General features: G+C 45.5%; 15 protein-coding genes and 2 pseudogenes. 7 read left to right on the forward strand and 10 right to left on the reverse strand.

Annotation, left to right across the window (positions count from 1 at the left end; translation table 11 throughout):
• Positions 1-178: 178 nt before the first annotated feature.
• The 3 genes from IQ257_RS25875 to IQ257_RS25885 all read right to left on the reverse strand — a co-directional run bounded on the left by IQ257_RS25875 (position 179) and on the right by IQ257_RS25885 (position 2,594).
• Positions 179-1,633 (reverse strand): NACHT domain-containing protein, encoded by a 1,455-nt coding sequence (locus IQ257_RS25875; protein ID WP_228061035.1) that lies wholly within the window; start codon positions 1,631-1,633, stop codon positions 179-181.
• Between the two features lie 117 nt (positions 1,634-1,750).
• On the reverse strand, positions 1,751-2,209 hold the full coding sequence (locus tag IQ257_RS25880; RefSeq protein ID WP_193879652.1) for an HNH endonuclease: 459 nt from the start codon (positions 2,207-2,209) through the stop codon (positions 1,751-1,753).
• On the reverse strand, positions 2,199-2,594 hold the full coding sequence (locus IQ257_RS25885) for a hypothetical protein (RefSeq protein ID WP_193879688.1): 396 nt from the start codon (positions 2,592-2,594) through the stop codon (positions 2,199-2,201). Before IQ257_RS25885 ends, IQ257_RS25880 begins: the two co-directional genes overlap by 11 nt.
• Positions 2,595-2,706: 112 nt before the next feature.
• Here IQ257_RS25885 and IQ257_RS25890 point away from each other — a divergent pair, with 112 nt between their 5' ends.
• The 3 genes from IQ257_RS25890 to IQ257_RS25900 all read left to right on the forward strand — a co-directional run bounded on the left by IQ257_RS25890 (position 2,707) and on the right by IQ257_RS25900 (position 5,636).
• Positions 2,707-4,509: an SWIM zinc finger family protein gene (locus IQ257_RS25890; RefSeq protein ID WP_193879655.1), complete on the forward strand. Its 1,803-nt coding sequence runs from the start codon at positions 2,707-2,709 to the stop codon at positions 4,507-4,509.
• 62 nt (positions 4,510-4,571) lie between these two features.
• Positions 4,572-5,117, forward strand: coding sequence for a GNAT family N-acetyltransferase (locus IQ257_RS25895; RefSeq protein WP_193879658.1), 546 nt, complete (start codon positions 4,572-4,574; stop codon positions 5,115-5,117).
• A 24-nt stretch (positions 5,118-5,141) separates the two neighbouring features.
• A complete protein-coding gene (locus tag IQ257_RS25900) occupies positions 5,142-5,636 on the forward strand; it encodes a hypothetical protein (protein WP_193879661.1) in 495 nt (164 codons plus the stop codon).
• Here IQ257_RS25900 and IQ257_RS25905 read toward each other — a convergent pair.
• Positions 5,633-5,998 carry an HNH endonuclease gene (locus tag IQ257_RS25905; RefSeq protein WP_193879664.1) on the reverse strand — a complete coding sequence of 122 codons (366 nt, stop codon included), beginning with the start codon at positions 5,996-5,998 and terminating at the stop codon, positions 5,633-5,635. The genes IQ257_RS25900 and IQ257_RS25905 overlap by 4 nt on opposite strands.
• 594 nt (positions 5,999-6,592) lie before the next feature.
• On the opposite strand from IQ257_RS25905, the gene IQ257_RS25910 reads away from it, so the two are divergent.
• Together IQ257_RS25910 and IQ257_RS25915 are read left to right on the forward strand one after the other, a co-directional pair.
• The gene (locus tag IQ257_RS25910) at positions 6,593-6,943 is read left to right on the forward strand and encodes a plasmid mobilization protein (RefSeq protein ID WP_193879667.1); all 351 of its coding nucleotides are present in this window, start codon (positions 6,593-6,595) and stop codon (positions 6,941-6,943) included.
• A complete protein-coding gene (locus IQ257_RS25915; RefSeq protein WP_193879670.1) occupies positions 6,940-8,142 on the forward strand; it encodes a relaxase/mobilization nuclease domain-containing protein in 1,203 nt (400 codons plus the stop codon). The genes IQ257_RS25910 and IQ257_RS25915 overlap by 4 nt, the downstream gene beginning before the upstream one ends.
• A 138-nt stretch (positions 8,143-8,280) precedes the next feature.
• Here IQ257_RS25915 and IQ257_RS30360 read toward each other — a convergent pair whose 3' ends face one another.
• The 6 genes and pseudogenes from IQ257_RS30360 to IQ257_RS25935 all read right to left on the reverse strand — a co-directional run bounded on the left by IQ257_RS30360 (position 8,281) and on the right by IQ257_RS25935 (position 12,523).
• Entirely contained in the window at positions 8,281-8,691 is a 411-nt protein-coding gene (locus IQ257_RS30360; RefSeq protein ID WP_228061036.1) for a glycosyltransferase, read from the reverse strand.
• Positions 8,657-8,791: pseudogene (locus tag IQ257_RS31705) on the reverse strand (glycosyltransferase); the annotation flags it as partial. The pseudogene IQ257_RS31705 and the gene IQ257_RS30360, both read right to left, overlap by 35 nt.
• 63 nt (positions 8,792-8,854) lie before the next feature.
• Positions 8,855-9,130 carry a hypothetical protein gene (locus IQ257_RS30370; RefSeq protein WP_228061037.1) on the reverse strand — a complete coding sequence of 92 codons (276 nt, stop codon included), beginning with the start codon at positions 9,128-9,130 and terminating at the stop codon, positions 8,855-8,857.
• Positions 9,131-9,285: 155 nt separating this feature from the next.
• Complete coding sequence (locus tag IQ257_RS25925; RefSeq protein WP_193879673.1) at positions 9,286-10,689, reverse strand: HlyD family secretion protein; 1,404 nt, start codon at positions 10,687-10,689, stop codon at positions 9,286-9,288.
• A gap of 35 nt (positions 10,690-10,724) precedes the next feature.
• Positions 10,725-12,224 (reverse strand): M50 family metallopeptidase, encoded by a 1,500-nt coding sequence (locus IQ257_RS25930; RefSeq protein WP_193879676.1) that lies wholly within the window; start codon positions 12,222-12,224, stop codon positions 10,725-10,727.
• On the reverse strand, positions 12,221-12,523 hold the full coding sequence (locus tag IQ257_RS25935; protein WP_193879679.1) for a hypothetical protein: 303 nt from the start codon (positions 12,521-12,523) through the stop codon (positions 12,221-12,223). The genes IQ257_RS25930 and IQ257_RS25935 overlap by 4 nt, the downstream gene beginning before the upstream one ends.
• Before the next feature lie 20 nt (positions 12,524-12,543).
• Between IQ257_RS25935 and IQ257_RS25940 the strand changes: the two genes are divergently transcribed.
• Positions 12,544-12,846, forward strand: coding sequence for a DUF433 domain-containing protein (locus tag IQ257_RS25940; RefSeq protein ID WP_193879682.1), 303 nt, complete (start codon positions 12,544-12,546; stop codon positions 12,844-12,846).
• A 4-nt stretch (positions 12,847-12,850) separates the two neighbouring features.
• Positions 12,851-13,180 (forward strand): annotated as a pseudogene (locus IQ257_RS25945) (DUF5615 family PIN-like protein); the annotation flags it as partial.
• Positions 13,181-13,481 lie beyond the last annotated feature (301 nt).

Below are 13,481 nucleotides of genomic sequence, written 5' to 3' on the forward strand. Positions count from 1 at the left end.
AGCCTTCACAATAGGAGTCCACAAACTTCACTGTGGGTTGAGGCTCTCTCGGCGCTATCATAGGCGGGACTTGGGTTTCAACGCTTTTTCTTGATTATACTCTTCCCAGAGTGACAAAAGAGCGATAGAGATTTAATTAGTGCTTCTTTTTGGGGCTTTAGCGTTTCATCTTTACGTCCTAGCCACAGCAGAAATACTTGTCGAGTAGAGTTTCTTGTCCTCCTGGTAGGGTTTTATCCAAGTGACGACGGACAAAATCGTGACGCAATCGAAATCGGGTGTGTTGCCGATCATCTTTATCATCAATTGCTTGCCGAGACAATTCTGCTAATGCCTGGTTCAGGGACTCTCTTTGTATGGATGTTGTTGGAAACTTTTCCTGCTTCCATTCATAAAATCGGTCTGTAGATTTCTGATAGAGTTCTGCTTGAGTTTCCGGTAGTCTCCCCTGTTGTAGATACCAACTAAAACACAGGAGAGTTAATCGCAACGGATTTTTTACCAAATCTCGAATTCGCTCTCTCCCTGGTTCCTCTAATGCAGAACATAGCGTCTGCCCTAAATTTTTCCTTCTTCGTGGTGTAAACCATTGTTGAATAAATTGCTCTACTTGTGCAGGATAGGAAAAATCTAAGGTACGATACGTATCAAAACCCGCTAATGTATTGTAATTTCCATCCCATAGATTCAATCGACAGGTCAAAATCAAGCGTGCCTGCCGCGCCCATCCTCCCTCATGAATTTGACGTTGAATTTCACTCAATGAATTGCCAGGTGACTGCATTTCATCCAAACCATCCAGTAGTAGCCAGACCCGCCCCTGCTTAAATTGATCTGAAAAGTTGCGTTCATCTGCTTCAGAGATTTTCGCTCCCCCTGCTTCACGAATGATGCTTTGCAGCCAGGTTTTTTCCAGGTAGCTCTCTAACGTATTACTCTGCAAATCTGCTAACGATATCCAGATAACAATTGATTCTGGAAATTCTGTACATATCCATTTTGCAATTTGCTGAAGGAGAGTCGTTTTTCCTGCCCCTGGCTCACCAATAATCGCAATTCTATTGCCTTGACTCTTTGGACTTTTTCGCTGTCGTATAACCTGCTCTAAAAATTCCTCATGCTCAAACCGTTGAGTAACTTCTATTTCCTCCACCATGTCAGCATCACGCTCTTCGCCCCCACCCTCGCGATAGAGTTCCGAACCTCTCTCTGGAGATACCTCCCGTTTACGGCGAGGTATTTTCTTCCGTTCAACCAATCCTAATGGCACGTACACTTGCTCGGTTCGATAGCTAATCCCCTCGCCACTGGTTAGAGGGTTGGTAGTGAGCAGCAGTCGCTCCTCCAACATCGCTTGACTGACGGCGTGCCAGTCAATATCAAGCGCAGGAGTCGTCGGTTGGAGGAGTTCCCGGAGTGCTTCAACGTCAAATTGGTAATGGCGATCGCCAATGTGAATCTCGCCCCCCTGCGCCTGCCCAATATTTGTATTGAACTTGCCATCCTGAGAGACGAATTGCAGCGTAGTGCCACTGACTGTGAGCCACTGCCGCAGTTGGGCAATCTCTGACTCATCTCGGCTGCCATTGAGAATGCGATCAAGAATCGCTATTAAATCATCAGGGTTAGGCATCTAGTGGGCGATCACTCAACATTGGTGTAGCCACTATCATAACTGCACTAATTTTTTACCCTCCAGACAGATGCGTCAGGCGCGATGTGTTAAGGCGTGTCTGTGTGGTTTCAGCACTTAGAGATTTATTGCAACCTTCGAGTACTCATCAGGTGGATGCAGTCCGGCTAAGATAAGCAGGCGTCGCAGATTAGCCACTCCTGGACGGTTGAGTGCAAGCGCTGCGATGGTTGCACGACCACAAGGAGTTCGACCAATCAGTTGAGTCAAATCCTCACTCCAATCAAAATGCTCTGCCCAAATCTGCTGGCGAGGATTAAACAGGGCAATCTCCTGTCCAGTCTGTGGATCGGGGTAAACAGTCCGGGTGTATTTACGACCGTTACAGCCGAAACACGCCCAAGCTAAATTTTCAGCAATAGTTGCCCCGCCTAGTTGTCGAGGCTTGATGTGATCGACTGTAAAGCTGTCAGGAGAGAACGCATCGGGGCAACGGCAGTATTCGCATCGATTCTTTGCCTGTTGAGCAATGTCCCGTCTCAGTGCTGTAGGGACTCGTTCATATTCAGATGGCATGGGAAGGCTGGGACTTCGACTGAACTTGCTCGTTTAAGCGCATCAGGTTAATGTTCCTGATCTTCGCTAACTCAATGAGAGCTTCTAAGCGCTCTACTCTCTGTTGCTCTAGCAAGTCTTCATAACCGATCAGTTCCTGATGCTCAGCTTCGCTCAGTTCGCCCCATTCACAGTTATCGCGCAACATATCCAGGCGTACCTGTTCGTCTTCAGGCAGATGGTTCTCAATCACCTCAAGCAACTGTGCTTCCTGGACACTAATTGTACTCTGCTGAGGCGGCTCCGCTAAAAATTCCAATAGTTGTACAACAGCTATCAATTTGTCTTGAGGCAGTTGCCCGATGAGTGCGATCGCTTTTTGGCGAATATCAGTAGCAGGAAGCATTGCCATATACCTGAGTAATGGTTAATTCATAGTTTAGCAGTATAGTTTCAAGAAATAGAGCATAGAGAAAGCGTTGTAAGCTTTAATGGGTAAGCCTGTTTCCTAGGGAAAAATGTCAATTCCTAAGCTAAGAGAAAGCCTAATCCGCGATCGCACAACTGCCCAAGTATTCCAGCGTGGCGAACAGTACTACCACTCCGGTGCCGTGGTAAACAGTTGCTCCAGAGGCAATACCATCCAAGCTATCGTAGAAGGCAACGAAGTTGAACCCTACCGCGTCAGCCTCCAGTTTGACAGCGCTGGAATTAAACAAGCCCATTGTACCTGTGCCTATGATTTTGGCGGATGGTGCAAACATATTGTCGCCACAGCATTGCTTTGTCTGCGTCAACCCGAAGCTATCAAAGAACGCCCTTCTCTAGAGCAACTGCTCGATCAACTCAATCCCATACAAACACAGCGACTGGTACAAAAATTGGTAGCCAAGCAGCCGGAGTTAATTGACGATATTGATAACATTGTTACCCAAATCACCCAACTCATTCCCCAACCTGCAACCCAAGCCAAACGCCAAACCTCCGTCGATCCCCAACCCTATCGCTCTCAGGTTAAGTATTTGATGCGAAATGCCTTGAACTACTGGGAAGAAGGATTAGAGGATGACCCGATTGCAGAGGAATTCCCCGATATTTTGGCACAGGCTCACGCCTTTACGGAACAAGGCGATGGCAACAATGCACTGGTTATTTTAGAAGCCATTACCCAAGCTTGTGCCGAAGATTGGGATGAGCTTGTTGACTACGGTGGGGATAGCGATTATTTAATGTCACTCCTCGATCCCGTTTGGGCTGAGGCAATTTTAAGTGCGGAGTTTCAACCGGGTGAGGAAGTGGATTTACAAATCAATTTGGAAGAATTACAAGATCGTCTTGGGGGAACTTTTCACTTAAGTTCCGCCGCCTTGCGTCAAGGGTGGGACGATTCAGCATTAGAGGCTGTTCTACGTGGGGAATCAACCGATTTATGGCAGGATAATCGCCCCGACTATGCCGATAAACTGGCTAGAGTACGCCTCTCTATCTTAGAGCGTCAACAACGACTAGAAGAATACCTGAATCTGGCTTCTGCGGAAGGGATTATCCCAGAATATTTAACCATGTTAACGTATTTAGGGCGTGTAGAGGAGGTTATAGCACAAAAGTCTCAAATTACCTCTGTTGAACAAGCCTTAGAAGTAGCAAAAGCCCTACGGGAAGAGGGGGATGTGTGGGAAGCTTTGGAAATCGCTCAATATGGACTAACCCTTCCAGAGTCTGAGCCGCGTCATTCTTATTGGGCGAGGATGAACGACTATGAACCTGTGGGCATCCATCGCTATCAATTAGCAGACTGGACAAGCAATTTAGCTGAGGGGTTGGGAGAACAAGAGGCGGCACTTTCTGCCCGAATTGATGCCTTTAAAGCACAGCCATCTTTTAAAGATTATCAAAAAGTACCCCATTTAGCAGGTCAGAATTGGTCAACGGTGAAAGCCGACTTACTCCACTATCTGCGTCAACGTGACGGTTGGAATGTTCGGGATGCCAAGGTGGATATTTTTTTGCAGGAAGGGTTAATTGATGATGCCATTGACGCATTAGGAAGCTACTGTAGCGATCGCTTAATTCATCGGGTCATGGATGCTGCCATTCCCCATCGTCCGGAATGGGTGATTGAAAAAGCTCGTAACTATGCAGAAGATATCATGAATCCGGGTAAGGCGAAAGCTTATGATGACGCGGTGGAATGGTTGCGAAAAGCTCGCGCTGCTTATTTTCAGTTAGGGCAACAGAGTGAGTGGAACGGTTATCGAACTCAGTTGATGACAACTCACGCTCGCAAGTATAAGTTGATGGGGTTACTTAAGACGATTTAAAAACTTCCGCCATCGTAACTGAATGGTTGGTTTGTGGATGAGGAGGATAAGGAGATTGACATTTGCGGCGTTTTATACAGCTTATTCGAGGTATTGATAATCAAGTCGTTGAGGCGGTTCTGCTCGATCTAGCACAGAACCACATTGATGATTTTGAGAATCTGTGGAAAGAACAGCTCAGGATATATGGTCAAGATGATAAGTATTGGGATTGGCTATTCAAGAAGCGCATTTCTCGTTCTCAGGACAACTATGAGAGTTACGCCATTGAATATCAGGGAAAAACCCAAGGATTACTATGGATTGAAACTCAGCAGCATCGTTCCCAGGTTGAAGTCGGACACAAACTTGTCTACATCGAAGCCCTAGCTTCGGCACCGAGTAATCGAAGGGCGATTCAACGACCCCCTGAGTTGAAGGGTGTGGGAACCTTATTATTAAACTTTGCAAGGTTCAGGAGTTTAGACTTGGGATATGAAGGTAGAGTCGCTCTTCATGCACTACCCGGGGCAGAAAGATTCTACGATTCAAGGAATATGATGAACTTTGGAGCTGATTCTGATAAAGAGGATTTGATTTACTTCGAGTATGGACGACTCAGACGGTAGTTAATCAGTAAGGGCGATAGGCAGATGCATTTTGATTGGGAAACATTCACTTATGACTCAGAATGGCTCAGGGAAGCGGTTCGCATTGAGGATGAAGCGGACTGTGATATTAGCGCTGGGTTTGACTGGGGTGCTAATCTAGGAGCGGTGATGGCTCATCCAGAGAGATATAGCCAGTTGGCTCGGTTGCGATCAATTGTAATACGAGAATTCAAGGAACTGCTGGTGGATTGGAATTTAGGAGTAGGAGCCGAAGCCGCGCTAATTTGTGGACGAGGATTACTGATGGAGCGGTTGCTTCATCCTACACCCGAGGTGCAGGAGCGATTATTGGCTGTGTTGGAGAAGGATTTAGCAAGCCCAGAGGGAGATAGCAGTTCTAAACCACTTCGAGCTGGGTTACAAGAATTATTGCAGGGAATTTTGACACCAGAGGACTGGGAACTGATTGCGGTAACGGCTGGGAACTCCGTGCGCGAACAGGTAATCGAGAGGGTGCAAACGGCGAAGACGGCTTAAGCCGTGTAATGATATTCCAACTCCTTCGGAACAATCTTCAGTACCCCATTCTCATCATAGATATAGCTAAACAAGGAAAGCTGACCCGGAGATACATTACCGTTGCGTCCCCCATGGACAGCGAGGTGACAGGGTGTACACAAAGGAATTAGATTTTCTGGTCGGTTATCCTCTGGTATAAAGTTAGCATGATGCACCGATAGCGTTGCCACCGTCCACTCAGAGCGCGTGAGGTCTGATGGTTTTTCTCCCGGACGGAGGCATTGCTTCCCACAGTGGCGACAGCGCCAAAGAGCTGCCTGTTTAATCGATAAGGCAATGTCTGACCAATTATCGGCGTAACGCTGGCGGTCTATTGGCATCTAGAGAAAGGAGTATCTGGAGAAAACGATATCCATAATTATTGTATTAGGGATGGGGTTGTATGCGGAGCGATCGCTATAGTTATTTTCTTTCCCACGCCACCCCCAGCTCAAGTTAAGTCAAAACAAGCATTTTCCTCCCAATAGAAATGAGGGACGAGTGAGGGAAAATTTACCCCCAATTCGCCTATTATTAGTAAATCGACTGTAAATTAAACTCTTATACCTTGTAATTCTGGGTAATTTTTGTTGGCTATTTCCCTCAATCATCCCTCCTAAAATTTGTGAATTTACCACTAAAATCCTCCCTAGGCTAGTTTTTGAGAAGAAATCAAGCCGATGAGTTGGTTTTGCGCTAGGTTAATCGATATATAGCTCTCCACCGCAGGAGCAAGCCAAGTTATTGTTCCCACAATTTCCTCTCAAATCTCGGTTAGCAAGCCTTCCGAAACCTGCGACTAACTCCACACCGTTCCTCTATTCCAACAAGCCTCACTTTCTTTTGTGAACACCCCTTGAATAGTGTTACCTGTGTTCGCATAGCTCTCTTTATGAGTGCTTTTGGATCACAGCTAGAACAGGTAGCTATGAACCATGAACAAAACAACTGAAATTAAAATCCGAGTCACACCGACTGAGAAAAAAAGCTGGTTGATTAACGCTCAAAAAGCTGGGATAAGTCTTTCCGAATATCTCAGACGCTGCGCTTCCAGGCGAGAGATACCCGCTCAACCACCAGAGGTTAATTATCACTTGGTACTCCAACTGGGTCGAATCAGCAACAGTCTCAACCAACAGCTTTTGGCGATGAACGCTGCTGTGACATCTGGACAAGACATTTCCAATATCGCTGAAGCAACAGAAGCAGTTGCACAAGTCCTCGACTTACTCAAAACTGTACAATCCCAACTCCTCAACTCACCTGAATCCTTACACGAGAAATGATTGGCAAAATTACCAAAGGCTCCGACTTCAACGGTCTGCTACGATATATTGAAAGCAAACCTGACGCTCAATATCTGGGTGGTAATATGCTTGGCTCCACCAGAGAGGAAGTCGTTCAAGGGTTTCACCTTGTTTCCCGTCGCTCCCACCGCGTCAAATTTCCCGTCGCACACATTTCCTTAAGTCCCCACCCCGACGAAAAACTCTCTACTATCCAAGTCTTGCAATTTGCTCAAACCTACCTGAACAAAATTGGATGTTCTGAGTGCCAGTGGGTTCTCTACTCTCATAACGACACTATTACAGAAAAGGGCAAAGTGCGATCGCATTTCCATATTGTAGTCAATCGGGTGCGAATGACTGATGGATTAACCGTATCCTCCTGGATGGACTGGAAACGTTCTGAACGAACCCTCAGAGAACTGGAGAAACTGTATAATCTTACCCAAGTAACGCCAAGTTGGGACAGTGAAAAACAGGCTCCTTCCACTGGGCAGGAACGGCGACGCCGACGGGAGATGTTCCAATACGAAAGGGGTTTGCGTTTATCTCCCCCAGAGAAACCTGTCAAGCAGATTCTCCAGGAAACGATTGATAAATTCACGTCTATTCCTCTGACGCTACCTAACCTGATTAAACAACTAACCACAGCCCATGTGAATGTCCGCATTTCTTTTAACGACTCCGGAACTCTTGTCGGTATCAGCTATGGCTTTAAGGGACTCGCTTTTCGAGGTTCCCGACTGGGAAAGGCTTATACTTTAATGGGACTGCAAAAGTATCGAAAAGTCAGCTATGATTCCTCTAGGGATTATCTGCCAATCCAGCAATTGTGTAACTTAAAAACATCTCCCTCTGAGAGCAGCTATACAAACTCGACTCAAGTCTCTTCTACTCAATGGCAGCGCAGTCAGTTTGTTGCTACGATTCTCAATGATTTGCTGGCTAGCCAAAAGACAAAGTACCTCAAAGGGAGGAATTATGAAGCTACCCTAAAAAGCGGACAATTATCCTTAATTTATCTACCTTCTCATACTGAAATTATGAGGGCTAAACCTAGTGAAAATGCCTGGGAACCTCTTGCGGCTAACATCACGTCTCAACACATTAAGGACTTTGAGCGGATTCACTCTCAATTAGCACGATTACATCAACTCCAATCTCAACATAAGAAAAAGGACTCCTTTATTGAACTTTAGCGAAGGAATTCTACCATGTTTATATCTAAAATCCTATCGTAAGAACAGACTTATTAAATGGCTGAGCGACTGCACAAAGGGAAACGCCATTTCAGTGAGCTGATTCCCAGGGGGGAAGCCGAGACAACCTTTATAGCTTTATGTGGCAGGTATCTCAAGTTGCGTTCCTCGCTCGCTAGGCGTTTTGGTTAGTTGAGTCAAGATTTGGCAGAAGTGCGCGACTTCAAATCTCTTAATAGTTTCCTGTCGCAATAGTTCCGGTTGAAACATCAGGGGATTGGGATAAGTGCCTTGCAAAATTAAAATGAGATTGTTAGCGATCGCATCCACATCCAGAGGGTTAACCAAACACCCCAATTTGCCATGAACCAAGGGGTCAACCGCTCCATCTTGGTTTCCCGCTAATATGGGTTTACCACAGGCAAGGGCTTCTAGATAGACAATACCAAATCCTTCTCCCCGACTGGGCAAGGCAAAGACATAGCAAAGATTGTAATGGTCGCAGAGTTCTTCATCAGGAACGACTTCGGGTATAATCGCTGACAGCAATCACTCGATCGGCATAACGTAAAGCTGTTCTTAGCCTTGGATTGGTGAGATTCCAAGCCTCTAAACCGTGAACGACCACCCAGTAGGGTACACCCGTGAAACGTTTGAGCCAGTAACAAGCGAGACTGTAGTTTAAATGGGTAGTAACAACTAACGTTGGTCGCTAGCAAATGCCTAACCCGATTGTCTTGAGGGCTAGCAAAAGGCTTTGCACCAATCGAGTCCATTTTCCTAAGCAGTGGAAGCGCGTCCGGACTGAAAACATGGATGTGGTTGCGTAACGGTCGTACTTGAGAAAGACATCGTAATTAGCATCGGGATATAAATCCTGTAGGGCTTGCAATAGAAACCTTGAATAAACTTGAATTCCACCTTTGAACCCAAAGATATTGGGAATCAGCACAAAAAAATGGTGTGGCTTGACTTTAGTAGTAAACATCTAGCCTATTACTCCAATGAACTCGATTATTTTCACTGAGTAGAGAGACGATACCTGAGCGCTGACCTGTTTATTGGCAGTTAAGGAAGGATAGAACGCTATAAATCCTGAACATGAAATCTTCCGTACTTTAGCCAGCGCTGGTCTAAATTTTTTTAGAGAAAAATAGGGCGAAAAACTTTGAGAACCTCATGCTTAAGTTTGGCAAATAGGGTCATGGGTCGGGTTTCAATGGAGACATATCCCGTCATTCCGGGTTTCATGGGGCTAGAGTCATCATTTTTGATGGAAAGGCGAACTGTCCAAACTGGCTTAATTTGATTTTCCCCCGGTTGAACCGCTGATGAAATTGCTTCAACAGTAGTTGTATAAGGTTGAAATTCACCTTGCTTGTAAAGCTTTACCGTATCCTGTTGCTGGATAAACTTTTCATCTTCCTGTCGAATTTTTGCAATAACCGTCAGTTCAGACAAATCAACAATTTCGATAATTTTCTTCCCCGCTGGTTGCCAGGTATTTTCCAGTAAGTCTAAGTCTTCAGTGGTGACTGTTCCTGCTGTATCGGCAATTAAAACAAGTTGTTCTCGCCTGGACTGTTGTCGTTGCACTTCTGCCTCTAACTTCTTAATTTGGCGATAGCGATCGCTAACAACAGCTTGTGCCGCTTGCAGATTCTCTTCGACTGATAATCTAGCTGCTCTAGCCGCTTTCACCTCAGCTTGGGCGTGTTTTAATTTATCGTCTAACTTTTTGACAAAAGTTTGAATTTGTGCTTGCTTTCGGCTAACTAAACTGGCGATTTCAGCTAATTCAGCTTGGCGACTATAGGTTTGATCTATCAGTTCATCAATGCGAATGGGTGAAATAATGGAACTCCCAGCCTCTTTGTTGACGGCATTAATCGTTTCCAGACGCTGTTGGTGAATCGTTAAACTAGCAGAGATTTGTTTCTGTTTTTCCTGGAGTCCTTCAATATCTCGCTCTAATTCTTGAATTTGGGGAACAGAATTTCCCTGGTGAATGCCGGCAAGTTCCTGACGCAGTTTATCAGCAGCTTGATGAGTATTCTCTTCAATAACCTGCATTTCCGAGTGCTTAGTCCGCAAGTCTTCTACCATTCGTAAAGCATCTTGGAGTGCGGATTGAGCTTTTCCTAATTCAGTTTGAGCTTGGGCGATCGCATTTTCAATGTCTGGGCTTTCTAACTGCGCCAGCTTCTGACCTTGGCTGACTTGCTGATTGGGTTTAACGTAGATTTCTTTAATCACACCTGCTACTTCTAAGGTAACATCCTGACGAGCGTTAGAGGTGGAGGTAATATCGGCTTCACCCTTTACGGAGTGCGGGAATTCAGGAACAAAGGTGACGTAGCCTAATCCGGAAATTATCACTCCTATAAGTATCCACTTCCCTACATTAATTTTGGCTTGATGTTCAGGTTTTGCAGGAGTTTGTGTAGCTGAAAGTTCAGGCTTGGGTCGTGTAGTTGTTTGGGTTGGGGGAGGCACAACTTTTAGGAGGTGTTGAGAAGGGGTTAGGGAATGATTAGAGGTATTCATAATAATTTAAGATTTTCCTTTCAAATGACTAATGACTATTTTTGGTTAGGAAAATAGAAGTAAATTGCCCAGATAACCAGTAGAGTGAGTGCCAAGGTAGGAATATTGGCTGCACTCCAGTCAGCTACACGGTAGAGAAGAAAGCCAAAAACAAACTGAATGTAGAGAAAAATGAAGGGAGCGTAGGCGGCAAGAATCCAACAGTCGCGGGGGCGTTCTTGAATCGGTTGCCGTCGCAGTAGGTTGGCGTAGAATTTAAAGGAGCGACTGCGTAAATTGTTGATGCCAGTTAGAGCAACAGCCAGGTAATAACCGTCAAATTTGGAGAGGGGATTAAGATTGAGAGCGACGGTGAATAAAGCTGCACTCATGAGGAGGTAACTGGTGGTAAATAGCCAGCTACCGGGGACGGTGAGGTTCCACAACCACAGGGCAATTGCAGCAATAATCAGTTGACAGAGGACGCCTGCGGCTACGACGAGGACTCGCTGATATCGTTTCACCAAACAGTAAGCGTCACTGGTGTTAGTATAAGCAGCGGGCCTCAGGAACATGAAAAATAGCCCGACTTCTGGCACCCGAAGATTCAGTTTTGGCACCTTATTGGCATAATGTTTTAGGGTGAAGGCATGACCAAGTTCGTGCAGGGAAACCACCAACATTGTTAGCAGGACAAAGGGGAGTAAGAGGGAAGCGCCGTAGTTAGCGAGGAGTTTTTGTCCGAAGTAGATAATTTCGTCCCGCTGGTGCAGTCCAATAACTACAGCAAAGAGTAAAAATAAGCACAAAAGAAAGGCAAAGGTGCGAGTCCAAATCCAGCGGAGTTTGCCGACGTGACGAGTTAGCCAGAAGTCAGGATTGAATAGGGGTATTCGGAAATACAAGAGTTGCAGAGGGGTAAATTTACCACGACGGGGTTTAGGTGGCGTTGTCCCTTCCAGCATGGCGGTAGCGGCTAGCTGTTGGAGGAGGTTTCGCAGTTGGTTGGGGGTGATTTTGTATTTTTGGCAGATGGTGTTGGGTGGTAAGTTTCCCAAGTCTTCAATTATGGTTTTTGTCCATTCATTGAGTTGGAGAAATGTGCCATCTTCTGGGTTGCGTAGTATCCAATGACTGTTAGGATGTTCAATCCACTGAAGGCAGGATTTGAGATGAGGACTCGTAGAATTGGGAATTGGAGAATTTTTTTCTGGCTTCGGCTCCAGGGATTCTGCTGGAGTCGTGGAGGGTGCTAAGATATCGAGGGTGATTAATTTTTGCAGAAGTTGTGCGACTAAGTTGGATGCGATCGCATCTCCTAGTTTTTGGTGGCAATCTTGCTGGATTTGGGAAACAGTATAGACTCCGGTGAAGTAGCGCAAGGCGTAGCCTTCGGTGGCGGAGAATAGGTGTTGATGGTTGTCATCTGGGGTGCGCAGGACAAATTGATTGGAGTTTCGTAGTTGGCTGAGTTTCCAGTAGGGTCTGATGTCGGGACAGATCCAGTTGTCGTAGTCTGTCTGATTTGGGGGATTTGCAAAATTGAGACGCTTCATTTTTGACACCTCTTTAGCTGGGTGAGGTATTCGGCATATTTGGTTAATCGAATTAGATGGCGATTGTGGTGTTGGTTGTCAGTTCTTTTTGTTGGGCGATCGCGCTGGGTGAGGGAGGGCGATCGCACCTGGGAGACTATCACTTTTGATTCTCGATTCCTTGTAACATGGTGTATCTGGGGAAAGGACAAGACTCGATCGCAATCCTCACTATCCCCAAATGCGATCGCCCTAGGGTCAGGTAATCCCAGCAGTGGGTGACTAGAGATGGCTTTAGATAAGCTAAGAAAAAGGCTCATATTAACCTTGGAGATAGTCTATGGTGGCAGTAATTTCTGAACATATTGAAATCACACCAGGAGTGTGTGGTGGGAAACCGCGTATTGCTGGACATCGGATTCGGGTTCAAGATGTTGTTATTTGGCATGAATATAAGGGGATGTCTCCTGATGAAATTGTGTCTCGATATCCTACGATTACGTTGTCAGACGTATATGCGGCTTTGGCTTATTACCATGACCATATTGAAGACATACAACAACAAATGCGAGAGGGCGAAATTTTGGTGCGTGAATTGCAAGCGAACACTCCTTCCAAAGTGCAGCAAAAATTAAGGGGATAGAGTTTTGAAAAAGATCAGGTGGCACTTGGATGAACAAGTTGATCGGGCAATTGCTCAAGGGTTGAAACAACGGGGTATTGATGTCACGACGACACCTGAAGTAGGACTTTTAGGTGCAGCCGATGCAGAACAAGTGGCTTTCGCGATTTCTCAAGAACGAGTAATATTTACCCATGATGAAGATTTTTTAATTCTTCATCAACGTGGTTTAGAACATTATGGTATTGCTTACTGTCACCAAAATACTCGGTCAATTGGTGAGATTGTGCGAGGATTGATTTTGATTTCAGAGGTACTTGAACCATTAGATATGAAAAATCACGTTGAATTTATTTTAGAAAGGCGATCGCACGCTGGGAATAGAGAAGGTGCGATCGCATTTTCAGAAAAACAGGCGATGCAGTAGCGTATGTTAGCGGGGAACTCAATTAAGCCACAGTCGAGTAAATTTTATTCTCCGCGTCAACACCGAAACTTAGTTGATTTTCTCTATATGAATCTTGAGAGGCTGAAGGGGTGACAAGCGGCTCAAAAGTTTGATGGTTCTTGCTTTTGAGGCAATTGAGGTCAAAAAAGATGAGCGCTTATTGACAGTCTTGTTGAGAATAAATTGGTTTCATCCCTGTTCGCGATAA

Origin of the sequence: Coleofasciculus sp. LEGE 07092, from assembly GCF_015207375.1 — a bacterium.
GTDB lineage: Bacteria > Cyanobacteriota > Cyanobacteriia > Cyanobacteriales > Coleofasciculaceae > LEGE-07092.

Excerpts from the sequence above, each read along its gene's own strand:
- IQ257_RS25930 (WP_193879676.1), bottom strand. The coding sequence starts at position 12,224 with ATGAAGCGTCTCAATTTTGCAAATCCCCCAAATCAGACAGACTACGAC.
- IQ257_RS25940 (WP_193879682.1), top strand. The coding sequence starts at position 12,544 with ATGGTGGCAGTAATTTCTGAACATATTGAAATCACACCAGGAGTGTGT.
- IQ257_RS25905 (WP_193879664.1), bottom strand. The coding sequence starts at position 5,998 with ATGCCAATAGACCGCCAGCGTTACGCCGATAATTGGTCAGACATTGCC.
- IQ257_RS25880 (WP_193879652.1), bottom strand. The coding sequence starts at position 2,209 with ATGCCATCTGAATATGAACGAGTCCCTACAGCACTGAGACGGGACATT.
- IQ257_RS25885 (WP_193879688.1), bottom strand. The coding sequence starts at position 2,594 with ATGCTTCCTGCTACTGATATTCGCCAAAAAGCGATCGCACTCATCGGG.
- IQ257_RS25915 (WP_193879670.1), top strand. The coding sequence starts at position 6,940 with ATGATTGGCAAAATTACCAAAGGCTCCGACTTCAACGGTCTGCTACGA.
- IQ257_RS25925 (WP_193879673.1), bottom strand. The coding sequence starts at position 10,689 with ATGAATACCTCTAATCATTCCCTAACCCCTTCTCAACACCTCCTAAAA.
- IQ257_RS25910 (WP_193879667.1), top strand. The coding sequence starts at position 6,593 with ATGAACAAAACAACTGAAATTAAAATCCGAGTCACACCGACTGAGAAA.
- IQ257_RS25890 (WP_193879655.1), top strand. The coding sequence starts at position 2,707 with ATGTCAATTCCTAAGCTAAGAGAAAGCCTAATCCGCGATCGCACAACT.
- IQ257_RS30370 (WP_228061037.1), bottom strand. The coding sequence starts at position 9,130 with ATGTTTACTACTAAAGTCAAGCCACACCATTTTTTTGTGCTGATTCCC.
- IQ257_RS25900 (WP_193879661.1), top strand. The coding sequence starts at position 5,142 with ATGCATTTTGATTGGGAAACATTCACTTATGACTCAGAATGGCTCAGG.
- IQ257_RS25875 (WP_228061035.1), bottom strand. The coding sequence starts at position 1,633 with ATGCCTAACCCTGATGATTTAATAGCGATTCTTGATCGCATTCTCAAT.
- IQ257_RS25935 (WP_193879679.1), bottom strand. The coding sequence starts at position 12,523 with ATGAGCCTTTTTCTTAGCTTATCTAAAGCCATCTCTAGTCACCCACTG.